Origin of the sequence: Streptomyces sp. NPDC087787 (genome assembly GCF_044743035.1) — a bacterium.
Taxonomy (GTDB): Bacteria; Actinomycetota; Actinomycetes; order Streptomycetales; family Streptomycetaceae; genus Streptomyces.
On record NZ_JBIUVQ010000033.1, the window covers coordinates 20,409 to 43,910 of the forward strand.

17 protein-coding genes and 4 pseudogenes are annotated in these 23,502 nt (G+C 68.4%); 13 read left to right on the top strand and 8 right to left on the bottom strand.

Annotated elements, in window-relative coordinates:
* Positions 1 to 25: 25 nt before the first annotated feature.
* Positions 26 to 2,755 (bottom strand): AAA family ATPase, encoded by a 2,730-nt coding sequence (locus tag ACIOWN_RS32875; RefSeq protein WP_362357569.1) that lies wholly within the window; start codon positions 2,753 to 2,755, stop codon positions 26 to 28.
* Between the two features lie 269 nt (positions 2,756 to 3,024).
* Here ACIOWN_RS32875 and ACIOWN_RS32880 point away from each other — a divergent pair, with 269 nt between their 5' ends.
* The 8 genes and pseudogenes from ACIOWN_RS32880 to ACIOWN_RS32915 all read left to right on the top strand — a co-directional run.
* Positions 3,025 to 3,606: a YceI family protein gene (locus tag ACIOWN_RS32880; RefSeq protein ID WP_362357571.1), complete on the top strand. Its 582-nt coding sequence runs from the start codon at positions 3,025 to 3,027 to the stop codon at positions 3,604 to 3,606.
* A complete protein-coding gene (locus ACIOWN_RS32885; protein ID WP_362357573.1) occupies positions 3,603 to 4,454 on the top strand; it encodes a shikimate dehydrogenase in 852 nt (283 codons plus the stop codon). Before ACIOWN_RS32880 ends, ACIOWN_RS32885 begins: the two co-directional genes overlap by 4 nt.
* Positions 4,455 to 4,617: 163 nt before the next feature.
* Positions 4,618 to 7,377, top strand: coding sequence for a BTAD domain-containing putative transcriptional regulator (locus tag ACIOWN_RS32890; protein ID WP_362357575.1), 2,760 nt, complete (start codon positions 4,618 to 4,620; stop codon positions 7,375 to 7,377).
* Positions 7,378 to 7,828: 451 nt separating this feature from the next.
* The gene (locus ACIOWN_RS32895; RefSeq protein ID WP_362357577.1) at positions 7,829 to 8,116 is read left to right on the top strand and encodes a hypothetical protein; all 288 of its coding nucleotides are present in this window, start codon (positions 7,829 to 7,831) and stop codon (positions 8,114 to 8,116) included.
* Between the two features lie 265 nt (positions 8,117 to 8,381).
* Positions 8,382 to 8,669 carry an acyl-CoA thioesterase gene (locus ACIOWN_RS32900; protein WP_401984259.1) on the top strand — a complete coding sequence of 96 codons (288 nt, stop codon included), beginning with the start codon at positions 8,382 to 8,384 and terminating at the stop codon, positions 8,667 to 8,669.
* A 528-nt stretch (positions 8,670 to 9,197) separates the two neighbouring features.
* Positions 9,198 to 9,588, top strand: a pseudogene (locus ACIOWN_RS32905) (NAD-dependent epimerase/dehydratase family protein); the annotation flags it as partial.
* Between the two features lie 179 nt (positions 9,589 to 9,767).
* Positions 9,768 to 10,175, top strand: a complete 408-nt coding sequence (locus ACIOWN_RS32910) for a hypothetical protein (protein WP_362357936.1) — start codon at positions 9,768 to 9,770, stop codon at positions 10,173 to 10,175.
* 129 nt (positions 10,176 to 10,304) lie between these two features.
* A pseudogene (locus tag ACIOWN_RS32915) lies at positions 10,305 to 10,738 on the top strand (NAD-dependent epimerase/dehydratase family protein); the annotation flags it as partial.
* A 219-nt stretch (positions 10,739 to 10,957) separates the two neighbouring features.
* On the opposite strand, the gene ACIOWN_RS32920 reads toward ACIOWN_RS32915, so the two are convergent.
* On the bottom strand, positions 10,958 to 11,623 hold the full coding sequence (locus ACIOWN_RS32920) for a TetR family transcriptional regulator (protein ID WP_401984249.1): 666 nt from the start codon (positions 11,621 to 11,623) through the stop codon (positions 10,958 to 10,960).
* 93 nt (positions 11,624 to 11,716) lie between these two features.
* Between ACIOWN_RS32920 and ACIOWN_RS32925 the strand changes: the two genes are divergently transcribed.
* Entirely contained in the window at positions 11,717 to 12,706 is a 990-nt protein-coding gene (locus ACIOWN_RS32925; protein ID WP_401984250.1) for a zinc-binding alcohol dehydrogenase family protein, read from the top strand.
* A 21-nt stretch (positions 12,707 to 12,727) separates the two neighbouring features.
* A pseudogene (locus ACIOWN_RS32930) lies at positions 12,728 to 12,970 on the top strand (IS630 family transposase); the annotation flags it as partial.
* Between the two features lie 1,006 nt (positions 12,971 to 13,976).
* Here ACIOWN_RS32930 and ACIOWN_RS32935 read toward each other — a convergent pair.
* Positions 13,977 to 14,278 (bottom strand): annotated as a pseudogene (locus tag ACIOWN_RS32935) (type III effector protein); the annotation flags it as partial.
* A gap of 626 nt (positions 14,279 to 14,904) precedes the next feature.
* A complete protein-coding gene (locus ACIOWN_RS32940; RefSeq protein WP_093896585.1) occupies positions 14,905 to 15,114 on the bottom strand; it encodes a DUF6243 family protein in 210 nt (69 codons plus the stop codon).
* Between the two features lie 976 nt (positions 15,115 to 16,090).
* On the opposite strand from ACIOWN_RS32940, the gene ACIOWN_RS32945 reads away from it, so the two are divergent.
* Complete coding sequence (locus ACIOWN_RS32945) at positions 16,091 to 17,347, top strand: threonine/serine exporter family protein (RefSeq protein WP_362357940.1); 1,257 nt, start codon at positions 16,091 to 16,093, stop codon at positions 17,345 to 17,347.
* A gap of 66 nt (positions 17,348 to 17,413) precedes the next feature.
* Here ACIOWN_RS32945 and ACIOWN_RS32950 read toward each other — a convergent pair whose 3' ends face one another.
* From ACIOWN_RS32950 to ACIOWN_RS32960, 3 genes are all read right to left on the bottom strand, one after another.
* On the bottom strand, positions 17,414 to 18,181 hold the full coding sequence (locus ACIOWN_RS32950) for an SDR family oxidoreductase (protein ID WP_362357942.1): 768 nt from the start codon (positions 18,179 to 18,181) through the stop codon (positions 17,414 to 17,416).
* A gap of 21 nt (positions 18,182 to 18,202) precedes the next feature.
* Complete coding sequence (locus tag ACIOWN_RS32955) at positions 18,203 to 18,670, bottom strand: lipocalin-like domain-containing protein (RefSeq protein WP_401984252.1); 468 nt, start codon at positions 18,668 to 18,670, stop codon at positions 18,203 to 18,205.
* A 376-nt stretch (positions 18,671 to 19,046) separates the two neighbouring features.
* The gene (locus ACIOWN_RS32960) at positions 19,047 to 19,622 is read right to left on the bottom strand and encodes an NADPH-dependent FMN reductase (protein ID WP_362357946.1); all 576 of its coding nucleotides are present in this window, start codon (positions 19,620 to 19,622) and stop codon (positions 19,047 to 19,049) included.
* Between the two features lie 439 nt (positions 19,623 to 20,061).
* Here ACIOWN_RS32960 and ACIOWN_RS32965 point away from each other — a divergent pair, with 439 nt between their 5' ends.
* The gene (locus ACIOWN_RS32965; protein ID WP_362357948.1) at positions 20,062 to 22,146 is read left to right on the top strand and encodes a SpoIIE family protein phosphatase; all 2,085 of its coding nucleotides are present in this window, start codon (positions 20,062 to 20,064) and stop codon (positions 22,144 to 22,146) included.
* A 237-nt stretch (positions 22,147 to 22,383) separates the two neighbouring features.
* Here ACIOWN_RS32965 and ACIOWN_RS32970 read toward each other — a convergent pair whose 3' ends face one another.
* Entirely contained in the window at positions 22,384 to 23,184 is an 801-nt protein-coding gene (locus ACIOWN_RS32970; protein ID WP_401984255.1) for an IclR family transcriptional regulator, read from the bottom strand.
* Between the two features lie 91 nt (positions 23,185 to 23,275).
* Here ACIOWN_RS32970 and ACIOWN_RS32975 point away from each other — a divergent pair.
* Positions 23,276 to 23,502: dihydrodipicolinate synthase family protein (locus ACIOWN_RS32975; RefSeq protein ID WP_401984257.1), on the top strand; the 227-nt coding region annotated here is incomplete at its 3' end.

The following is a 23,502-nucleotide window of genomic DNA, read 5'->3' on the forward strand; positions in this document are numbered from 1 at the left end:
GGAAGTGAGTTGACGGATGAACGGATCAGCCGGTCCTGGTCGCCTCGCACCACAGGTCGACGGGAAGATCCCTACGACGCTTGATCCTGAGCTTCCGGTAGACCCTGGTGAGGTGCTGCTCGACCGTGCTCGGCGTGATGAAGAGCTTCGCGGCGATCTCGCGGTTCGTGTGGCCCATGACTGCGAGCGAGGCGACCCGGCGTTCCGAGCGCGTCAGCAGCTCGAGGTCGTCCCGGCCGCTCCCGATCCCGATCGGCGCGACGCCGGTCTGGTCGCCGGACAGCGTCAGCAACTCGCCGGCCAGGGGCCGCGCCTCGCACATGTTCGCCACGTGCAGCGCACGGCGGAGCAGCAGGCGGGCCCGGCGATTCTCCTCCAGCGCCGAGTAGGCGTGGCTGAGGTCGGAAAGCACCCGCGCCTGCTCGAAGCGGTCCCCGGTGTCCTCGAAGACCTCGAGGGCCTCGGCGAGCAACTGGGTACGGCGCCCGGCGGAGCTCGTCATCGCGAGCAGCCGGAGCGCGACCCCGCGGGTTCGGCTCCCAGCGATGCCCGGCCTGCCCAGCTGGTCGTAGACAAGCCTGCGCGCCTGGTCCTTGTTACCGAGCCGCAGCCAGGCCTCGGCGGCGCTGGTCCGCCAGGGCACGAGGCCCGGCACGTCGAGCCCCCAGGTCCGCATGAGCTCGCCGCAGGACAAGAAGTCGGCGAGCGCCGCGTGCGCATGGTTCGTCGCAAGGTAGTGGTGGCCGCGCGCGTGCAGGTAAGGGAGTCCCCAGCGGCTCTGGAACATCGCCTCCGGGACAGACAGCGTCAGCGCCTTCGCCGCTTCGTCGTAACGCCCCATGCGCGTATTGGCCATGACAAGCGTGCCCATCGGCAGGCCGACGGTCACTCCCCATGCCTTAGCCGGCAGCTCTGCGAGCGCCGCTTCGGCGTGCGTCACCGCGGCAGGCAGATCGCCCTGGCGCAGCATGATCTCGGCGCGCGTGGCAAGGCAGAACGCTCGTGCCGCGGTAGAGCCCCGGTACCGCGCGTCCCGGCTGAGGCGGTCGCACCACTCCAGCGCCGTCTCAGTCTCCTCGGCGCAGATCAGCGCCGTGAGCGCCAGCGCGGCGGACTCCTCGGCCCAGGTGGTGTTGCGGCCGAAATGGATGTCGCCCAGCACCTCAATCACACCGCCGGGCTTGCCGCACATCAGCGCGCCGGACAGCGTCGCCGCCGAGCGCAGCCACCGATCGGCGATGGGGGCGATCAGCGCCGCGTCGCGCTGGTTCGGCGAGGGCTGGTGCCTGCGCGCGAGCGCCGGGTGCGAGGCCGCCAGCCACTGCTCCACATCCGCCGGTTCGGTGCCGGGCTCAGGGGCGTTGTCGCGCAACCGGTTCAGCAGTTCGACGGCTTCGTCGACGCGGCCCAGCCACAGCAGCCATCTGACGAGTACCAGGCGGTCGGTGCGGTCGAGCCGGTCCCCGCGTGCCGCGGCCACCAGGGGGGTGAGGTGCTGGGCGGCGGCCGACGGGCTGATCTGCCACTCGGCATGGGCCAGCCGCATGAGGACCGTGGTGCGCTTGGGTTCGTCCGATGTGGACCGGTGGGCAAGCTTCAGACAGTCGGCCGCGGCTGCGGCCTGACCGGCGAACAGCGCCTGTTCCGAGGCTTCCACCAGCGCGCTCACGGCCCAGGTCCCCACCACGCTCTGCGCCGCGACCAGGTGGCGCGCGACGGTCGGCGCATCGGCGCCACGCTCGTGCAGCGATCGCGCCGCTCGTCGGTGCAGTTCGGCGCTTTCGTGCGACGACAACTCGTCGAGCACCGCCGCACGCGCTGCCGGATGGCGGAACGCCGTCCCATCGAGCAGGCCGACCGTGCTCATGGTGCGCACGGCACACCTGACGACGTCATCGTCCAGTCGGGCCAGTTCGGCGAGTACCGCGGTCTCCCCACCGAGTACCGCGAGTGCGCGGGCCACGCGCAGCAGCGCCGGGTCGGCGCGGTGCAGACAGCTCAGCAGAGCCAGCCGGTATGCCTGGCCGGGGGCTGCCCCGTCCTCCGCGTGGTCATCGATGAGCGCGTTGAGCAGCAGCGGGTTTCCGCCGCTCACTTCACAGAACCATGGTGCGCGCCGGGCCGCCCCTTCGCCGAGGCGCCGGGCGATCAGCTCGGTGGCACCGTCCGGCGACAGCGGCGCAAGCTGGATGCGGTCCAGCGTCGGCTGACGAAGCAGTTCCGCACGGAAAGGCAGCATCTGCTGATCCTGGAAGTCGTCGGCGCCGGTGAGCACCACCAGGCAGGGCATCGACCCGATGCGTCTTATCAGGTGAAGCAGGCACTTCACCGACACGAGGTCAGCGTGGTGCAGGTCGTCGACCGCCAGCACCACCGTGGTGTGCGCGGTGAGTTCGAGCAGGGCGAGCCACAGTCCGTGGAACACCTGGATGATGTCCTGGTCCCCGGGATCGGCCCGTCGGGTGCCCGCGTCCAGCAGCTCGCTCACTCGGTCGCGCAGCGACGCGCTCAGCGGCGCGCCCGCAAACAACTGGCTGACCACTCCGAACGGCAGCGCACGCTCGGCGCGCGAACTGCTGGCGGTGAGAAAAAGCACTCCCGATGCGGCCGTTTGGTCGGTAAATGTACGAAGCAATTCGGTTCTTCCGCTGCTCGCCGGGCCTTCGACCAGAACGACCCGCCCTTCCTTTTTCGAACTTTCGGCGAGTGCTCGCTCCAGCATTTGTAATTCCACATTGCGTTCGACAAGCATCATGCGCATCCCCCAAGCGCCGCATCGGAACGACATGAATAGCGACCGTCAACCGGAATGCATCCTAAGCGGAAGCGGCCGGGCGGTACCCACTCCCGGGAAACCGCCCGCCCACTGACCCGTCATCGCCTGGCTGGACCGACCCGGTGCCGGCGCCGACACGCCCGCCCCGCGCAGGACTGGGGTGTCATAGGGGGGTGGCTGCAGGAATTCTCCACTAATCTCGTTCCCGGCAACTGTGTGTTCGTTCTACCGGAGTAGGTGGCAGGCCGATGAGTAGTACCAACCCAGTGGTTTCCGAACTCTCACCGGAAGTGAGCGGTGATTACCTGATCGACACCACGCACAGCCGCATCGGATTCGTCGCACGGCACGCGATGGTGACGAAGGTACGGGGCACCTTCAACCAGTTCGACGGGCAATTGACCCTCGACGCGCAGGAGCCGACCAAGTCGACCGCGGCCGTGACGATCGACGTCGCGAGCGTCGACACCCGCAACGACTACCGTGACGGCCACCTGCGAACGAACGAGTTCTTCGACGTCGAGAACCACCCGCAGATCACCTTTCGGAGCACCTCGGTCGAGCGGACCGGTGAATCAACGTTTCGGATGACCGGCGACCTGACGATCAAAGGCGTGAGCCGACAGGTCGATATCGACTGGGAGTTCGCCGGGCTCGCCAAGGATCCGATGGGCAACGTGCGCGCCGGTTTCGAGGGCACGGCGCAGATCAACCGCTCCGACTTCGGCATCAACTTCAACGCCGCACTGGAGACCGGGGGCGTGATGGTCTCCGAGAAGATCGGTCTCGATTTCGACATTTCTGCCGTCAAGACCGTTCCAGAGCAGTGACCGCACAGCCAAACCCGGCGGCGTCCCGCATCACCGGCAGGACTCGGCTGTTCTGTCTGCTCGGCGATCCCGTGGACCAGGTACGGGCGCCAGCGCTACTCAACGCCGAGTTCGAGCGTCTGGGCATCGACGCCCTGCTGGTTCCCGTCCACGCCCCGTCAGCGCGACTGACCGAAGTCGTGCGCGGCCTGCAGCACATCGCCAACCTCGACGGCCTACTCGTCACCGTGCCGCACAAGGCCGCGGTCTGCGCCCTGGCCGACCATGTCAGCCCAACGGTGCGGCTCGCCGGCAGCGCCAACGCCCTGCGCCGCGAAAAGGACGGCCGGTGGCGCGCCGAGAACTTCGACGGCGCGGGCTTCGTCGCCGGCCTCGCCCACGAGGGACGCCACCCCTCGCAGAAGACGGTGGCACTCGTCGGCGCGGGTGGAGCGGGCAGCGCCATCGCGGTCGCCCTGTTGGACGCCGGTGTCACAGAACTCCGGGTGTCCGACCGTGATCCCGCACGTCTCTTCGCCCTCCGCGACCGCCTTGCGCCACGGTGGCCCAGCCGCGCGGTGTTCACCACCGAACCGGACCTGCGCGGAGTCGACCTCGCGGTGAACGCGACACCACTCGGCCTGCGCGAGGACGACGACCTGCCGTACCCGCCCGACGGGATGCCGGCGGGCGCGACGGTCGCCGATATCATCATGAAGCCGGAAAAAACTCGGCTTCTTGGGCGCGCCGCGTCACTCGGGCACCCGGTACATTCCGGCATTCACATGCTCAGCCACCAGATTCCCGCCTACCTCAAGTTCTTCGGGCTCGACCGGCGCGGACATTCAGCGGATTCACGCGACAGGTGAGCACTCTCGGTCAACCTGGCCGAGAATACCCCCTTGCGGATCCCGGAGGTTTGTTGATCGACGACTCCTGGATAAGCTCGTCCAGCGGACAACTACTTGGGCAGGCCTTACAAGGCATAACGCGCCAAGTGGCTTCACTGTGACATCGCGATCAGGGGGATTCGTGCGCTTCAACCTTTTAGGCCCGCTGGAAGTCGTACACAATGGCACAGCAATTCCATTGGGAGGTCTTCATCGGCGTGCGATACTCGGCTTTCTACTGCTCCACGAGAACAGAGTAGTATCCACCAGTCAGTTAATCGAAGCTCTGTGGCGCGACGACCCTCCACCTACCGCACGCAAGATTATCCACAATGCGGTGGCCGGATTGCGTACTACTCTTTCCGCCGCCGACTCCGAAAATCTCATCACACAAGCGCCCGGCTATTTGCTGCGCCTTGAGCCGGACTGGTTGGATCTGTTGCGGTTCCAGTCCCTGACCAAACGTGGCAGTGCTGAACTCGCCCGGGGCGCATGGGAGCGCGCCATCGCCGTGCTCGAGGAGGCGCTCGCCCTGTGGCGTGGGCCGGTACTCGCCGATCTCGTCGAAAGCGGCATCGACTGGCCGCATCTCACGGCGGTGAGCAACGCGCGTCTCGCGGCGCTGGAGGAGTGCACCGAGGCCCAGTTGGCTGTGGGCAGGCACTACCAGGTGGTCGCACAACTGGAGCCGATCGCGTTGACGGGTCCGCCCCGTGAGCGGCTTTGCGCGCAGCTCATGCTCGCGCTGTACCGGTGCGGCAGACAGGCGGACGCATTGAGTGTGTACCGGCACACCCGCGACCAGTTGGTGGAGAAGCTCGGCCTTGACCCGGGCAGACAACTACAGGATCTCGAGCGGGCGATCCTCGCCCATGACCCATCGCTCGCGCTCGCTCCCGCGGACAGGGGAATGCCCCCGCAACTCTGTTCCCACGGGGACAGTCCGGCGCCACCGGCGAAGACGGCCGCGCCGTCCACCACCGTGACCGAACGGAAGTTCGTCAGTGTGCTGCTGGTGGATGCCCCGCTGAACACGCAAGCCGACGACGATCCCGAGGTCGTCGGCACGGCGCGCCGCGAGGTCGTCGGCACGGTGATCGCCGAGGCCGAGCGGCGCGGTGGGATCGCGCACAGCTCGGTCGGCTCTGTTCACATGGCGTTGTTCGGCGTGCCGAACACCCGTGAGGACGACGCGGAACAGGCCGTACGCACGGCGCTCGGCATCCGGGAAAGTCTCTGCACAAACGAGGCGCTGTCGGGCTGGTACCGAAACTCCGCCAGGAGCACGGTGATCACCGGCGAGGTGCTGGTGCGGTACACGCAACCCATGACAGGGGACTGCGAAGTGGCCGGCACGCTCGTCGACGACGGCATGCGGCTGCTGATGCAGCTCTCACCGGGCGAGGTCCGGGTCTGCGACAGGACGCAGCGATCGTGCGAGGACTCTTTCGCCTGCGTTCCGGCCGATTCACCCGGGGAGGGGTTCGAAGTCATCGGGCCGAGCTGCCGCCCCGCCTCGCCCGTCGCGGCGCCCCTCATCGGCCGCCACCGGGAGATGAGGGTGCTGCGCCAGGAGTGGGCCGCCGCTCGGCGTACCGGCCGAGCACGGCTGGTGACCGTCGTCGGCGAGGCAGGGATGGGCAAGAGCCGCCTGGTGTCCGAGTTCGGCCTGGCGCTCGACGACGACCGCACGCCGGCGCGCTTCCTGGTCGGCCGGGCCAACGGCCCTGGCACCAACAGTTCCCTGACCGCGCTGGGAGAGATCCTCCGGTCGTTCGCCGGCATCGGCGAAAACGGCGCCGATGCGGAGAGGAAACTGGCCCGCGCGGTCAACGACCTCGTCGGCAGGGGCCACGTTTCGGAATGGCTCATGCTGCGGCTGAGCCCGCTGCTGAATTCCCGTCAGGAGCATGACCCCCAGGTGGGCGAGACCCTGGCCGCGTTCCGGCGCCTGTTGGAGGAGATCGCGGCACGGCGACCGTTGGCGGTCGTGTTTGAGGACATCCACCGATTCGACGACACCCTGCTCGATTTCCTGGCCGAATTCCCCGAGCAGGCCGTCCCGGTTCCCACACTGTTGATCGTCACGACGAGACCGGAGACCTCCCGCGCGATGCAATGGAACGGTCGCACACTGATGCTGGAGCAGCTCTCCGAGTACCACATCGACAGGCTGGTCGAAGATCTCGCCGTGCGCTTCGGACTGTGCGGCGAGGGCGCGGACTCATTGACCGGGCCCGCGCTCGAGCGGTTCCGCGACGCCCTCGTCGCCCGCATCGGCGGCGTCCCGTTGTTCGCCACCGAATACGTGCGCATGCTGCGCGACGGACATCCAAGCCGACTCGACCGGTCCTCTCCCTCCGGGCGTGCGAGCGCGGCCGGGTGGATCGATTCGGGTGACCCCATCGCCGTGCCTCAGACCGTCCACAACGTCGTGGCGGCGCGCGTGGACCGACTGTCGCCAGTCGAGAAGGAAGTCCTTCGCGACGCCGCGGTGATCGGCACCACGGTGCGCGCCGAGGCAGTCGCAGCGGTCGGCGACCGCACGCTTGTGGAAGCCACCCGCGTGCTGGAGGACCTGGTCCAGGGCAAGCTCATGACACGTGGCAGCAGCGGTGCGGCGCAGGAGCGGTCAGAGTACACATTCCGTCACGTTCTCGTGCAAGACATCGCCTACTCGCAGTTGAGCCGCGACGACCGCGCCAAAAGGCACCGCCGTGCTGCGGACTGGCTGGCGACGACACCTTCGGCCGACCCGGACCTGGTCGCCCATCACGAGCGGTTGGCCGATACTCCGGCACGGTCCGCCAGCAAGCCCGCGACCACGGACCGAGGGCTGCGGTCGGTCGTGGCGGTCAGCGTCTTCGAGAAGGCGGAGAACCTCGACGCCCGGCTGCGATGATGTCGCGGAGCGGTGTAGTCACCGGCGTGTTCGAGAGGCGGGGTGCCTCGGCGGCCGGGGGGGGCAGGACGCCGAGGGACGCGGTCTGACCGAAGATCGCGAGGCGGTGGCGTGCGTTCACCCTCGGCCGGTTCGGCCTTCCTGTGCACCCCGGAAAGCGAGGAGCCCACGGCCGGCCGGGCGCAGGCACTACTGGGGCCGAATAGGGGTAGCTCGGGTTCGGCCGACCGCCTAACTTCGGCAATGCGGCGGTGACCGGGCTTGATCGACCCGGAACGGAGGATGAGGGGGCCGTGGATCGCCGCACCGATGACCCACGGCAGGGCACGCCGAACGAAGGGGGCTGTTCGGCGGTCCCTCAGCGATCGGACCGCAGCACCGCACCACACCCTCCGCGGCCGCCGGAGCTCCATGGCGGCGAGCTCGGACCACCGAACTGACGAGGTGACGCATGAGCACGACTGACATTGGGGAACTGCTGCGCACCATCGACCGCCTGGCCTGCTGCGTCGAATCGCTGCGGTCGCGAAGCGGCGAGCGGACCGATGTACTGCGACTGGCGGAGAACATCGAGCGCCTGAGGAACAACGCTGCCGCGCTCATCAGCGCCGCCGGGCCTGAGCTGTACGCGGCGGCCGATGTCCATACGACGTTGGTCCCGGACGCCCCGTACGACCCGGAGTTGTGGCAGGGTGCCGACGACGAAGGAATAGGCGGCCACCGTCTTCTACCGGGATAGGAACCCGCTGATCACCAAGTAGGCGGGACGTCTGGCCCGGCACTTTCCGGCCTCGGCTTCGGCAAGTGATCAGCGATCATAATCCCCGAACACAAGACCGGGCCAGTCACGGGCCAAGGCACTGCGGAATGCCCCTATCTACCTTCATTTCTGCAGGTCAGCGCGTATCATGCTCGTGTACCACCAGCAGACGAAGAACCTGCTGGCGCCCCTCCGCGCAGGAAACCTGCGGCATTCGCTCAGCATGCCTACAGCAACTTGTCAGATGGACTGGCTACCACCCATCGCACGATTGTGCGCATGGTGTACTGGGCATGCGTCCAAGCGCTCTCTACACCAGAAACATGCAGGTCACCGAGCACTCGCGGCTTCCCTCTCCGCCCACTCCATGTGGTTCCACCGGCCGTTCCGTGCGGACGAGTGGTTCCTGTACGACCAGGAGTCACCGATCGCGGTGGGCGGCCGGGGCCTCGCCCGGGGCCGCATCTACAACCTCGAAGGGCAACTGATCGTGTCCGTGGTGCAGGAAGGGCTGTTCCGCAAGGTGGGCTGACCCGCGGTTTCACCGACCATCGGCCGGCCCGCGGAGCGTCGTCCGACGCTCCGCGGGCCGGCCGTCACGACGTTCTCGCCGAGAACGAAACAGAGGCCGTGGCCCGAGGTGCGCCCCACCGCGTCTCATCGCGTTTCGTTGCACCCCACAGCGATTGTGCCAATAGTGTGCCGCCGAAGACGCATGGTCCAGTCCACTTCGCCCGATGCCCCGCCCTCCCGATCGTCACTGAGGGCGTCGATGATGCGCCGCGCCCTGTGCCGGACATCGAGGTATCGCGTGGAGTCCAACCGGCCTCCGCTCGGGCCGCGGAAGAGCCGACCGTCCTCCGCCGTTCCGAACTCGTCGACGTACGTCCGCAGTATCTGCACCAGTTCAGGGGACACCGGTTCCGTCTGCTGTGGGCGAATCGGGCGGAACGTCGGCATCGGCTGTTACGTCAGGCAGCGTGTGAAAATCGCTGCCAGCAGTGGCCGATGGCGGCCAGTCAGCGTCCGCTGGCATAACGGTTCCGTTGACGCCTCCACCGTGGGCTGCTCAGCCAGACCGAGGAAGGTCGAAGCCCAGCCAGCGAACGGCGCTCAGTCGATCGGGTCCCATGTCGTCGCTGCGCTCCGGGAGCGCGGACACGAGCCGCTCGTGTTCGACGTGCGGGGGCCCGGCGCCGACGTACGGGACCGACCCGGCAGCCGTCGCCGGTGCCCTGTCCGGTGTGGAGGCCGCGTGTCACCAAGCCGCGATGGTCGGACTCGGCAACGGGGTCGCCGACCCGGCGGAGTACGTCTCGCGCAACGACCTGGGCACCGCCGTGCTGCTCGCTGCGATGGCGGAGGCCGGCGTCGGACGCCTGGTGCCGGCCGGGTCGATGGTGGTCCACGGGGAGGGGCAGTACGAGTGCCCGCGGCACGGGGTCGTACAGGCCGTCGTTACGTGGCCCCCGGATTTACCAACAGCGTCCGTTCAACGGGAGGGCGCTTTGACGTGTTTGAGAAGTGGAGAACTGGTCAAATCGGGGCCGGAAATGAGTGGCTGCGGTGCACGGGAGCTTGTTTATATGACCTGTCACTTGCCGCTCAATCGCTTGAGGTGTGAAGCCACTTGAAGAAGGTTCTGACCGCAATCGCCGCCGTTGTCATGGGTGTCACGATGTTCGGCGGGAATGCCCAGGCGGTGGATGTCACTCCGTTCAGCGCCACGAACTGCACCGGAAATGCGGGATCCACGGACGGGTCCGGGTCGGTTTGCATCACGGTGAACGGTACCGGGCTCAAGGTGGACAGCTTCTACCTGTCCAAGCAGTCGAACAACCGGGCCTGGACCGATTACGCGCACATCGACTTCACGGACGGGTCGGGCGGTTTTATGAGCCAAACCGTCACTGCCGCGCGGGTCGAGAAGAAGACGGTCGGAACCACGTGGGGGCTTTCGGCGGCGGACGGCAGCAAGATCTGCGGGTACTGGCACAATTACCCGGGGACCAAGGCCTGCGCGACGATTCACAAGTAAGACGATTCACAAGTAACCCGAGGCACGGAGCGGGCCGTTTCGGTCCGCTCCGTTGTCGTGTGCGGTCGGAGGGGGACTCAGGGCTTCGGTGTAGTCAGATGCGTCTGTTTCGCCTTGGTTTCCCGTGTGGAGCACCTGGCCGCCGCCTGGGCCCGCTGCACCGGCGGGTCGGCGGTGTCGCCGCGCGACCACAGTGTTTACGGGCCCGGGATGCCACGCGACACCCAGTACGCCGGTGTCGCCTCCTTCTTCCGTTCGGCCCTCGCCCGGGGCGAGGTACCGCGGGTATTCGAGGACGGGCGGCAGCTGAGGGACTTCGTGCACGTCCGGGACGGGGCGGCGGCCAACGCGGTGGCGCTGGAGGCGGAGGCCGCCGGGGTGCGCTCACGGCGTACAACACCGACAGCGGCGAACCGCACACCGTCGGCGCGACGGCGCGGACTCGTCGCGGCTGCGGGCCGGGCTGGAAGCCGGAGGTCGGTTTCGAGGAAGGCATGACGGAGTTCGCGCGAGCCGGGATGCGCGGGGCACAGGCGCGAGCGTCGGTCTGCCAGCGGTCGTAGGCGATGAGCGACCGTGGGTCAGCGGGCGGTGGCGGGGACCAGGTCAAGTTCAGGTGGAGGGGGACGAGTTCCGTTCCCCATGAAGCTCGTCGGGTTCGTCATGAGCGCACATGTTTCCCGTGACAGTCCACCCGACGCCGCGTCAGCCGTCCGCCAGAGTCGACGGAGGCCTCGACTCCCTCAATGTACGGGAACCGGCGGCAGGTCCGGCTATCACACTCAGCCGGTCTCGGAGACGGGCAGCGTCTCGATGAGCCCTGCGGCCATCGCGCGCAGCAGCAGTGTGAGATGGGCCTTGAAGTCGAGCGCGAGATGTCCCCATGCGGGAACCTGTTCGTACAGTTCGGCAAGGACCGGCGTGGGATGGGCGGCCTGCCAGAGCCCGCTGGCCAGCGGAAGCGTCGCGCCGACCAGCGCCTTCAACTGGCCGTGCGACATCACGCTCGCGCGATCCAGCGTCTCGACAATCCGGTCGTGCGCCGCGAACGCCTGAGTCTTGTACCGGCGGGCGCGCTCGATGTCCACATCACCCTCCAGGCTCATCGCGGCGTGGGTGAGGAGGTCGCAGAACACGGGCAGTGATGCGATCGTCTCGGCCAGCAGGCTCGCCACATCGGATGGACCGAGGCCGGTCTGTTCCACAAGTCGCGAGCTGATCGTGTCGCGCCAGCGGGTCCAGCCGCGCTCCGCGAGTTCCAGCAGCAGCTCTTCCTTGCTCGCGTAGTAGCGCCGCACGCCGGTGCGGTGAAGGCCGGCGCGCTCGGTCACCCCCGCGACGGTCACGAACCGCACTCCACCGAGTTCGAGCGCGAGCTCCTCCGCGGCGTCGAGCAGGTCCTTGGAACGCTGCGCCTTGTCCTCCGTCGATCTCGCCCTCTCCCGCACCCCACAACCGTAACGCATGGCGTGTTGCGTTACGCGTGCTACCGTCCCAACATAACGCATCACGAGGTGTGCTAAGTCTGTGAGAGGAACGCCATGAAGGCTGTGCAAGCCGTCCGGTACGGAGATCCGAGCGTTCTCGAAGTGGTGGAGCTGCCCGATCCCGTGCCGGGCCCGGGCGAGATCGCCATCGACGTCACCCACGCCGCCGTCGGCCTCATCGATTTGTTCTTCCGCGAGGGCCACTTCAAGGACCAGCCGGGGATGCCGCGACCGCCCTTCGTCCCCGGTCTCGAAGTCACCGGAACGGTGCGCGCTCTCGGCGAGGGGGTCACCGGATTCACGGTCGGCGAGAGAGTGGTCTCGATGTCCAACGGCGGCATCGGCGGTTACGCCTCCGTCTTCATCGGACGTGCGGCTCTCGCCGTGTCCCTCGAGGGCTACGACATCGACCCCGCTCTCGCGGTATCGGTCGTGCCGAATGCCGCGATGGCCCACGTCGCGCTGACGCGCGTGGCCCAACTGGCCAGGGGCGAGAGCGTCCTGATCCACGGGGCGCTCGGCGGCTTCTCCGCGGCGTTTCCCGGCATGGCCAAGCAGTTGGGGGCCGGTCGGGTGGTCGGCACGGTCCGCGCGAGCAAGCTCCAGGCCGCCGCGGTCACGAAGCTCCCGTATGACGAGATCATCGACTCGGCCGAGCTGACAGCGGTCGGCGAGGAGCTCTTCGACGTCGTCATCGATCCCGTCGGCGGAGAGCTGCGCGGCAGAAGCCTCGATGTGATGCGCCCCGGCGGCAGGCTCATCGCCTCCGGTAACGCGAGTGGGGACTGGGGCCACTCGGTCGAGACCAGCCGGCTCTGGTTCAAAAGCGTCGCGGTCATGGGCTTCAACGCCGGCGCCTACCTGCCCACGCACCCGGACACCGTGAAGCCCGCGCTCGAAGCGGCCGTCCAAGTCGTCGCCGCCGGACTCGGCCGGACCGAGGTCGACGTGCTCCCGTTCAGCCAGGCGGTCACCGCCCACGAGCGAATGACAAGCCGTTCCCTCAACGGACGCATCGCCCTGACACCAGCCGAGCCGACCTGATTGGTAGGCGTTGAGCGCCATCACAAGGACCCCGACCGCGAGCCCGGCCCCCGCCGACGGGCGACCTGCACTCACCCACACGGGATCCGGCACCTGTTCGCCGCCTACGACCTGAGCAAAGACAAGCCCTACGGCCGCATCAAGCCGAGGTAGAACCGGACGAGCTTCCTGGAGTTCTGTCGCTACCTGCGCAGCCTCTACCCGGCCGAGATCCGGATCGCGATCGCGCTCGACAACTTTTCCCCGCACCTGACCACGAAGAAAAGATTGCTTTGAGCGCCGGCTGACGGTGTCGGTCGCCAGTGCTGCGATGGCGGAGCGAGCACGACCACGGTGGTGCCGGCCAGGCCGAGGACGGCGGTGCCGGTGAGCGCGACGGTGGGGTTGTACGCGGCGGCGAGGGCGGCGGCGCCAGGGGGCCGACGATGTACAGCAGGCCCTGCGTATCGGTGTCGAGGGCGAGCGCGGCGTGCCGCAGCCCGCCGCCCCCGACGGATCCGGCCCGGCGGGGGCGGCGGCGCGCAGGTGGTGGGGCAGCTCGCCGGTGAACCCGTCCGCCGACAGGAACGTCTCGACGGCCAGTTCGGCGACGGTGACGGCGAGCGAGCGGCATGCCGAAGGTGGCGATGGTGCAGATCAGGGACAGTTCCATGTCCTGGTACCGCAGCCGCAGCGGAAGGATGAGGTCGGCCTGGTCGGTACGAGGCGGCCGGCTGGGCTCGCCGCCGCCCCCTGCACCATCCTCGGCGTCAGGTACAACCGCGGATGCGGGCCACGCACGGTGAACAGGCGCCCCACCCACGACCCGCGGTCATCCGGCCCGCAGTACCCGGCCGGTGCTGCGGGCCGGGGAGTTCACACCGGTTGCCGCCGTGAGCGCGGCGGCGATGCCATCCACGCCCTCGTACATGCCGCGCTCGTCGACGAGGTCGGCTCAGGCGGGCATGTGGCAGGTAGCGGTCGGCGATCTCCTTGGCGCTGGGCGCGAAGTCGATGCCGGTGGTGCGGTAGCCGAGGTGGTGGAGGCGGCGGGCGAGGGATCTGCCGGACCTCTTCGACGGCGCGCCCCGTCGCGACTCGGCCGGTGAACTCACCGGCCGGAGCTGGACGGTGATGGTCCGTGGCCCGTACGGCTCACCGGCCTGCACGGCCGCCGACGATCTCAACGTCGATGCCCAGGCCGGCGCCGTCCGCGGCGCCCTGGTTCTTGAAGCCCTGTCAGGGCCTCGTGGCGCGCGGCTGTGCTCTCCAGCACGCTGACCGGCCTGGGTCACGGATAGGAGTCCGGGGCCAACCCGGACGCCGTGGCGGAGAAGCAGGGCGGACGGGCCGTGTCGAGCCGGGCGGCGAGGTCGGGGTGGGCGACGGCCAGGTGGGGGCGAGTCGCGGTCAGGGGGCGATGAGGTCGGCGGGGTCGTCGTGGGCGAGGGCCGCGTGGAGCTCGCCGAGCGGGCGGTGAGCGGCGGGGAGAAGGTCGGTAAGGGCAGTGATCTGGCCGGCGAGGCGGCGCAGGTCGGCTGCGTTGGTGCGGGCCCAGGTGGCGGTGGTGCGTTCGGCGGCGCGGGCCCACCTGACCATGACGGGTGGTGCCGCAACCCCGGCACCACCCCACCCATTCTTGCTCCACGAAAGGCATGCACCGCAGTGATCTCCGACGCGCGCATACCACTTGAGCACCAGCAGTCGTACGGGACAGCGTATGAGCAGATAGGAGCCCTGGACAATCCGGGAGAGCAGATCAGCGAAACGATGCTGGGTGTCGAGGTCGTTGCTGTCCGCCCACTCTCTGGTTTCGTGCCGCTCGGGAACTCCGTTGCACAGCACCCGCAGAGGTGAGTCCCGCAGGTCGCGGAACGACAGGACCAGCTTGTCCCGCAGAATCCAGCCGGACTCCCGCCGGCCCTGCGCCTCCAGGGCATCACCGGCCGCGCGGTAGTCGGCGAAGACCGTCGGGGCCAGCTGCACGGTCGACGGCATCTCGATGACGGGCAGCAGTGCTGGTGGTGACGCTGCTGGTGCAGCTCGGGGTGGTGGCGGTGACGGGGCTGCTGAATCTGCGACTGCCCCCGTCGGCTGAGACGCGGGTGCTCGGCCGAGAGCCGAGCGGGGCAGGCCGCGCCCGGTACGGCAGCAGGGCCCGGACCACGTGTTGCGGTCCGGGCCCTGCACCGTGCGGTGCCGCCTGCGGTGGCGGTGCGTCAACTCTGTGCGGTGTTGTCGCCCGTCTGCCCGGCGCCCTCGGCTGTGCCTGCCTTCTCGCGCATCTTGCGCACCAGCTCCGCCTTCTGGTCGGCGGCACCCTGGCGGTCGAGGTTGCGGTGCGGACCATTGTTCTGCCGTTCGGCGCGGGACAGCTTCTTGCGCTGGCCGCCGCCCATGCCCACGGGGTTGTTGATGTTCTTGCTCACGGGTTCTCCCGGAATGTTGTGAAGTGATCTACGGATTCATCGGTGGGGGACGGGCACGGCGACGTCGAAGGACGTCAGCAGGGGCCCATCACGCTCTCACTCGTAAATCGGCGTCTGGAAGAACATGAGGAAGACGTTACCTGGTCGCGACGGCTCCGCATACCAAGTTTTTCGCCGTCCCGGCGTCGGCCGGGCCTTCGGTGAGCGCCCAGGGGCCGGCCGGTTCTACCACCAGCAGACTGGCTACCACCCATCGCACGATTGTGCGCATGGTGTGCTGGGCATGCGTCCAAGCGCTCTCCACCCCAGAAACATGCAGGTCGCCGAGCGCTCGCGGCGAGGGGCAACTGATCGTGTCCGTCGTCCAGGAGGGGCTGTTCCGCAAGGTGGGCTGACCTGCGGTTTCACCGATCGTCGACCGGCCCGCGTCGCGTCGTGCGACGCTGCGCGGGCCGGTCTTTACGACGTTCCAGGACCGTGCTCCATCCCGTGCGTTTCAGCGCCTGTGTCGACATCTGCTTCCACGCCCGCACCGCTGCCCGCCTCACGCGCGCCGAGGCCGCTGGGCCGGGCATGCGAATAGCCTCCAGCAGCAGGCGGTGCGGCGTAACCTTCCTGCAGGGCTGGGCGTTGAACACGGCACGCGTGCTCCCCGTGGACGTGTACGCGGAGGAGGGGCCCTGATCACGCCCGGGCCTTCGGGCCCCTCCTGCGTCTGGGCTGCCTACTGCAGGCGTCGAACTGGTGAGGGGTCGGTATTGCTGGTGTGCGCAATGCCTCGGCCTCACGGTGTTCACATCTCTTAGCGAGTGCTGAGCGCCGGTCGCGCGTCGACTGCGACCGAACATCGCTATACCGGCGTGTACTGCGCACGGGCGGGCTTTCGAGCCCCTCACCCATGACGGGGATCGCGCCGCCCGAGGTGCCCTGAGGCGGCCGCTCGTGTAAGCAGGAACTCCTGGCTCTGATAGCGAGGATGCAGGCGGTGGAGGCGGGCGTGGAGCAGCGATCGGTCGCGGATATCGACGATCTCACGGCGTTCCTGGCCCGGCTGGCCGGCCTGTTGCTGCGCTCGTCCGGCGAGGGTGCCCATCTCATCGAGCGAGCCGTGGCCGACAGTGCCCGTGCCTTCGGCGGCGTCGCGTCCCTGCTGCTGGTGCCGGAGGCGGCGGTGCTCACGGTCACCGCAGCGGACGGCGGTACCCGCACCGTCATCGTGCACGGCTTCCCGGAGGTCTTCCGCCTCGACCAGGTCGCCGCGCTCAAGCCGTTCCTCGCCGAAGTGCGGACAGGCCGGACCGGAATCGCGGAGGCCGACCGCAGACTGATGGAGATCGAGGTGGCTCCGCCGCCGTACCCGTGGTGGCTGAAGTTCCTCGGCATCGTGCTGTTCGCGCTGGGTTTCGCACCGTTGATGCAGCCCACCTGGTACGAGGTCGCCACCACAGCTGTGCTGGGCGCGCTCGCCGCGGCTCTCGCGGTCACCGCCGACCGTGTGCCCCGGCTGCACCGGTTCCTTCCGCTGACGGTGTCGACGGCGGTCTCCGTCGTCACGATCGAGCTGTTCGCCGACGCCTCTGCGCACGGCGGTCCCGTCCTGCTGATGCTCCCGGCACTGTTCTATTTCATTCCCGGCGACTATCTGAGCGCGGCGACCGCCGAGCTGGCCGCCGGTCTGATCACCACCGGTGCGATACGGCTCGTCTACTCCGTCTTCCTGCTGGTCCAGCTGTATGTGGGTGTCCTGCTCGGTGTCCTTTTCGCCGGCGCCTCCCCGCACGCTTTCTTCGACGTCGCCGCCCACTCCGACCTTTCCCGGTGGGCGCTGTTCCTGGCCTGGATCGTCTTCACAGCGGGCACCGTGCTCGCCTTCGCGATCCCCCTGCGCTTCTTCTGGCCGCTGCTCCTGCTCGTCTACGTCACCGTCGGTGTGCAGTCGGCGCTCACGAAGCTCGCCGGGGAGACGGGCAGCACCTTCGTCGCCGCGGTCGTCCTCGCCGCCGCGGCCACGCTGATCGCGCGCGGGCCGCGCCGTCCACCCCGGCTGATCCTGATCCTGCCCGGCTTCTTCACGCTCACCGTCGGCTCGCTCGGCATGCGCGGCCTGACCACTTTGGTCGGCGGCTACGTCGAGGGTTTCCAGGACCTGCTGAAGCTGGTCACGATCGTCACCGCCCTCGCCATCGGCCTCGTGGTCGGCGAAGCGCTCACGCAGGGGCACAGCGATACCTAGTGCTGTGACCGGAAAGGTTCACCGGCTCGCGACGCCCGCTGCTGCGCCACCAACTCTCATCGCGTGTCACTGCGCGGCCTGCGAGCCGCCGTCGATGGGGATGGTCTGTCCAGTGATGGACTTGGCGCTGTCGGAGGCGAGGAAGAGGGCCAGTGCGGCGATGTCGTCGGGGGCGGTGAAGCGTTTGAGGGACTGGATGCTCAGGGCGTCGGCGGTGACGTCCGCCAGGCTGCGGCCACTGGCATCGGCCCGGCCCTGCAGGACCCGCTGGATGCGCTCGCCGGCGACGGCGCCGGGAGCGATGGCGTTGACGCGGACGCCGACGTCGCCGAGTTCGATGGCGAGGGTCTCGGTGAGGCCGATCAATCCTCGCTTGGTGGTCGCATAGGGGCTGCGGTTCGGGTAGCCGTATCGTCCGCCGACGGAGGTCATGATGAGGATGACGCCGGCGTCGGACTTCTTCAAGAAGGGGATGGAGAGCCTGGTGACGTTGAAGGTGCCGGTGAGGTTGACGGCCAGGACGGCTTCCCACAGGTCAGGGTCCGTCTCCTCCACCGGGCTGGTGGGGCCGGCGATACCCGCGTTGTTGACCAGCACGTCGATGCCGCCGAGGGCGTGGACCGCTTCCGCGACGAAGGCCTCGACCGAGCGCCGGTCGGACACGTCGCAAACGGTCGCGGTGATCCCTGGATTGGCCTCGGTGACCTCTTCGAGGGCCCGTTCGTTGATGTCGCAGATGTGCACACGGTCGCCGTTGGCCGCGAACGCCTTGGCCGTCGCGAGTCCGATGCCGGCGGCACCAGCCGTCACGACGACCCGTCGTCCACTGTTCATGCGGGTCCCTCCTGCGCGGGGTCAGTTGGGTTCGGCCCGGCGCCAGGTGAGGGCCGAGTTGACGGTCTTGCCACTCGACGTGATGGGTGATGCGGTGCTCAGATGCAGCATGTCGCCCTCGAGCCTCACCACACGCGGTTGCGTCTGGCCGGTCCAGTTGGGGAACAGGGACACGAACATGGAGTGGGTGAGGGTCCGCTTCTCCTCATCGACGTGGAACGGCCCCGAGTAGGCGATGTAGGAAGTCGCTTCGGCCTTGTACTCCTCCGTCGTGCCATCGAACCAGTCCCCGGAGGCGAAGCCGGGACGGTCGGGCCTGGACAGCTGCGCGGACATGTACCCGTCCGGGGTGTACATGATGATGCCCTGCGGTTCATCGCCCAGCGGCTCGAACGGCTCGGAACCGTCCACCGGGATCTCCCGGTACGACACCAGCTTCCACGCACCAATCAGCCGACTGCGCAGGCCTTCAGCCATCACCACCTCCATCGATCAGTGTGCCGTTCCGCCGCCATCACGGCACCCGCGATCCGGCGCCCACGGTCGGCGAAAACCCGCTTCTCGCTACCGCCGCCACCGGCGCGGACAACGTTGAGTCCGCCAGTTCGCACCGAATGCAGCGGCGACTGGCGTCCGGGGGGCGTTGCGCGGCCGCGGGTCCTGACCCCGAGGCCCGATCGGAAGGCCCGGCAGCCTCCAGCCCCAGGTGAGCGCGGCCGGCCGCAAGAAGACTCCGAGCGCGTTGGTGAGCCCGCTTCTCGAAGCGACGGCGCCGGTTTCGTGCCGCCGGCAGGCAAGGATGCCCCCCCCCAGTGCAGTCTGAGGCGGCCTCCGATTCCGGTAGTTCCGGAAGGCACGGAGGGCGTCACATGTCTCGAGGAGGCAGCACCGAGAGCACGCGTACGATGTGATCGCGAAATTCCTCCATGAAGCGTCGCAGAAACTGTTCCGTATCACTATTGGCGACCCGGCCATCGCCTGTGAATACCTCCGGGTTAAATCTGATGTAGGCCTCGGGCGCGTTCATTTGTGGAGAGTTGCAGTAGCTGAGGACACTACGAAGGCTCTGCTGAGCGATGGCTGTCCCGATGGCACCGGGGGAGGCTCCGATCACCGCGGACGGTTTATGGGTGAATGAATTGTCTCCCCACGGGCGACTGGCCCAGTCGATGGCGTTCTTCAGAGCGCCGGGGATTGACCGATTATATTCCGGGGTAACAAATAGAATGGCGTCGGCGGAAGAGATCGACGTTTTGAGCCTCCTACCTTCGCTGGGAAAATCACTGTCGTAGTCGTAGCTGTAGAGCGGGAGGTCGCTGATCGGGATCTCATTGAACTCCAGGTCCGGTGGAGCCAGTCGGATCAGGGCCTTGGAGAGCGTCCGGTTGATGGATTGCGTCGCCAGGCTTCCCACGATGTAGCCGACCTTGTACGTGGTCATTTCTCCTCGATTCGATGCACGCGCCTCGCATTCTCCCGGCTTCTTGCCGGAAGCAGGCGCACTTCCTCCAAGTGCACGAAATCACGGTCGCTGGTAATTCGCCTTCCAGGCTGATCCAACCGGAGGAGCACGGGTCACGGTGCCGTTGGGGCAGCTCGATCCGGCGGGGGTTTTCGCTGTCCAGACGATCTCCGGTGTGTTCCAGCACCTTCAAAGCGTGGTGTCGGCAGGGGCTGAGACCGCCGGCCCGAGCGGGAAGGGACCGGTGGTCCGAGCCGGCCACCCAGGGGTCCTGGCGCGGACCGGGAGCGCCTGGCCCAGTGGCCCGCATCGCTCCAAGTGCGCCCGGCCTGGCTGCGGAGCACGCTGGAAACGCGCTCGGCGTGCGTCGACAGACACGCGCCGGGACATGCCACGGCGGAGCCCGGAGGTGATACCGATGCCCGACGCCCATCCCGGCCCGGACGTGGACGAGACCGCGGCCTCGATGCTGGAAGCGATGTTCACCAGCTCACCGATAGGGCTCCACCTGCTGGACCCCCACTTGCGGGTGGTACGCATCAACACCGCCACGCCTGCCATGCAAGGCGTGGCCCTGGAGGACGTGATCGGGCGCCCTGCCCGGGACGTCTTCGACCTCGTCGAGAACCACGAAATGGAGACCCTGCTACGCAAAGTGCTGGACACAGGAGTGCCTCTGCGTGAGCGCATCGTGCGAGCCGTCACCCGAGCCGCCCCCACACGGGCACACTACTTTGAGGTGACCGCACAGCGCCTGGCGAACCAGCAGCGCAAGGTGCTCGGACTGGTGGTCACCTTGGTCGACGTCACCGAACGCGAGCGGGGGCGCGCCGGCGTCCACGTCCTGGACGCCGTGCGGCGCTGCGTGGGACGCACCCTGGATCCAGCGGCGACCGGCGACGAGTTCGCCGGGGCCGTGGTCCCCGCGTTCGCCGACATCGCCGTCGTAGAGGTGGTGGACTCCGTGATGCGCGGCGACGACCCGCCACAGGCCCCGCTGCCGCCGGGCACACCGCTGATGCGCACCGCCTTCCGCAGCGGCCACCCCCACCCTCTGCAGGCCCACCCGTTGGGTGATGTGCGCCTCTTGCCGGCTCCCACACCCTTCACCCAGGCCCTGACCGACCTGCGCCCCCGCCTGGTCCCCCTGGACCCCTCCGCGCCCTGGCTGCCCACTGACCGTCCGCGCGCGGATGCCATCCAATCGGCGCAGGCCCACACCCTGCTGGTAGTGCCGCTGGCCCTGCGCGACGCGGCGCTCGGCCTGGTCAGCCTCTACCGCACGGGGAAGTCGCCGCCATTCGACGAGGCCGACCAGAAACTCGCGGTGGAGGTGGCCGCCCACACCGCCCTGTCCATCGACAACGCACGGCGCTTCACCCGCGAGCACGCCATCGCCGCCACGGTCCAGCGCCGGCTACTGCCCCGACGCCCCGAAACCCACGCCTCGCTGGAGGCCGCCTACCTCTCCCCCACCGGCGCCGCCCCCGGCGCCTGGTACGACACCATCGCCCTGTCCAGCGCCCGCACCGCGCTCGTCGTCGGCAACGTGTCCGGGCAGGGTTTGAACGCGGCCGCCACCATGGGCCAGATGCGGACGGTCATCCGAGCCCTGTCCGCCTTTGACCTCGCGCCCGACGAACTCCTCGCCCGCCTGCAGGACACGGCAACCGGACTGGCCACTGAACGGGCCAACCTGCCGCTGGGCGACCCGCTACGCCGCGAGGCACTCACCGCGGACTGCGTCTACGCCATCCACGACCCCCTGGCCGGCACCTGCGTGATGGCGACGGCCGGCCCCCTGGCCCCCGTCACGGTGCACCCCGACCACACCCTCACCGTTCCCGACCCGCCGACGGGGCCGCTCCTCGGCTCGCGGGAGAACACGCCCTTCGCAGCCGTGTCATTCGAGGTGCCGGCCGGTAGCACCCTGGTCTTCACCAGCGATCCACTGCTGACGACGTACCTGTCGGAGTCCTCACTGCCGCTCAACGCGGCCCGAGACTACGCCGACCGCCCCTTGCAGGAGCTCTGCGATGCCCTCGTGTACGCCCTCCCGGAGGGCGTGGGCGCGGGTGATGCAGCGGTGATCGTGGCCCGCACCCGACCTTTCCCGCCCGACCGGGTCGCCGCCTGGCAGTTCGACCGCGACCCTGCCTCGGTGGCGGTCGCCCGCGCCCGCGCCGGCAGGCAGCTCAGCGCCTGGCGTGTAAACGACGAAACGGCGTTCGACGCACAGCTCATCGTCAGCGAACTCGTCACCAACGCCGTGCGGTACGGAGCCCCGCCCATCGAGTTCCGCCTCATCCGCAACGGCACCCTGACCTGCGAGGTGCGGGACACGGGCAAGGCCGCGCCACATCTGCGCCATGCCCGGACGGTGGACGAGGGAGGACGCGGACTATTCATCGCCGCCCGTCTGGCCCAGGCCTGGGGGACCCGGTACACGCCCAAGGGCAAGACGGTCTGGACCGAGCAGGCGCTTCCCGCCCGACATGACTGACGGCAGCGTCACAGCCGCCGAGGAGAGGGAAGCAGGGATGCGGGTTTTCATTTTCAAAGGCCCTCAACACCGTCACGGTTTGTGGGCCCGGCGACCGTGCGTCCGCGGGGCGGTGTCATCCGCTCAGCCGAGCGCGAGCGTGGGTCGTTCCAGCTCGAACCAAGTGAACGTGTGCCGAGTCGGCGCAGTGCGGTGGGCTCACAACCGTCGTGGACGCTCGTGGGGTCTGCCGCTCGCTCATCGTTGCGGTTCCCGCCAGTCGACGTCACGGGACGGCAGCGGCAGGAGAGTCTCGATCTTTGTGCGGACCTCGCGCATGACGGCGATGATGCGGTGCTCGTGTTCGTCGGTGAGGCGGGAGGTCGGCACCGAGCAGCTGATGGCGTCGGTGGCGGGGGTGTCGTAGCGCAGGGCGAAGCCGAAGCCGGTGATGCCGGTGACGGTTTCCTCGCGGTCGATGGAGTAGCCACGTTCCCGCACCTCGGCCAGGTCGGCCAGCAGTGACGTCCGGGTGGTGAGCGTGTTTGGGGTGGAGGCGGGCAACGGGTCTTCGGGGAGCGGGAGTTCGCCGTTCGCGCGCTCGGCGAGCAGGGCCTTGCCCAGGGCTCCGACATGTGCGGGGACCCGGCGGCCGACCCTGCTGATCGTCCGCAGGTACTCGTGGGATTCCCTGGTCGCCAGGTAGACGACGTCCGGACCGTCCAGCCGGGCCAGATGGATGGTCTCCCCCAGGGCGTCCGACGCCTCGTCGAGATAAGGGCGGACCAGGCGGACGCGCTTGTCGCTGTCCAGGTAGCTGGTGCCGGTCAGCAGCGCCCGGATGCCGATGCCGTACAGGGATCCGGTGGTGTCGGTGCGGACCCAGCCGTGCTCGACGAGCGTCTGCAGCAGCGCGTACATGCTGCTGCGGGGCACGCCGAGTTCCTCGGAGAGCTCGCGCAGCCGCGCCGGGCGGTCACCCCGCGCGGCCAGCAGTTCCAGCAACGCGACGGTCCGCACCGCCGACTTCACTTCGGGTACGCCCCCACTCTGCGTCATGTCCCGATCCTAAATCCGCCGGTGCAGAACCCTTGACCCTCGACTGTCCGCGTACCTAGCCTCCGTCTCCACATGTAGACGCTGTCTTTGTATGAAGACGATATCCAGTGGGATGGACATGAAAGAGATTGCGGACGTCGTGCGGCGTCTCGGTGAGGGGATGGGGCAGGGCGTGCTGTCCTTCCCGCTGACGAGTTTTCAGCGCAACGGCGACCTGGATCCCGGCGCCTTCCGTGCCTACCTCGAACGGCAGCTCGCGGCCGGCCCGGGCGCGGTCTTCCCCGCCTGCGGGACGGGTGAGTTCACAGCCCTGGACGA

Excerpts from the sequence above, each read along its gene's own strand:
- ACIOWN_RS32875 (WP_362357569.1), bottom strand. The coding sequence starts at position 2,755 with ATGATGCTTGTCGAACGCAATGTGGAATTACAAATGCTGGAGCGAGCA.
- ACIOWN_RS32880 (WP_362357571.1), top strand. The coding sequence starts at position 3,025 with ATGAGTAGTACCAACCCAGTGGTTTCCGAACTCTCACCGGAAGTGAGC.
- ACIOWN_RS32895 (WP_362357577.1), top strand. The coding sequence starts at position 7,829 with ATGAGCACGACTGACATTGGGGAACTGCTGCGCACCATCGACCGCCTG.
- ACIOWN_RS32900 (WP_401984259.1), top strand. The coding sequence starts at position 8,382 with ATGGACTGGCTACCACCCATCGCACGATTGTGCGCATGGTGTACTGGG.
- ACIOWN_RS32925 (WP_401984250.1), top strand. The coding sequence starts at position 11,717 with ATGAAGGCTGTGCAAGCCGTCCGGTACGGAGATCCGAGCGTTCTCGAA.
- ACIOWN_RS32945 (WP_362357940.1), top strand. The coding sequence starts at position 16,091 with ATGCAGGCGGTGGAGGCGGGCGTGGAGCAGCGATCGGTCGCGGATATC.
- ACIOWN_RS32950 (WP_362357942.1), bottom strand. The coding sequence starts at position 18,181 with ATGAACAGTGGACGACGGGTCGTCGTGACGGCTGGTGCCGCCGGCATC.
- ACIOWN_RS32955 (WP_401984252.1), bottom strand. The coding sequence starts at position 18,670 with ATGGAGGTGGTGATGGCTGAAGGCCTGCGCAGTCGGCTGATTGGTGCG.
- ACIOWN_RS32960 (WP_362357946.1), bottom strand. The coding sequence starts at position 19,622 with ATGACCACGTACAAGGTCGGCTACATCGTGGGAAGCCTGGCGACGCAA.
- ACIOWN_RS32965 (WP_362357948.1), top strand. The coding sequence starts at position 20,062 with ATGCCCGACGCCCATCCCGGCCCGGACGTGGACGAGACCGCGGCCTCG.
- ACIOWN_RS32970 (WP_401984255.1), bottom strand. The coding sequence starts at position 23,184 with ATGACGCAGAGTGGGGGCGTACCCGAAGTGAAGTCGGCGGTGCGGACC.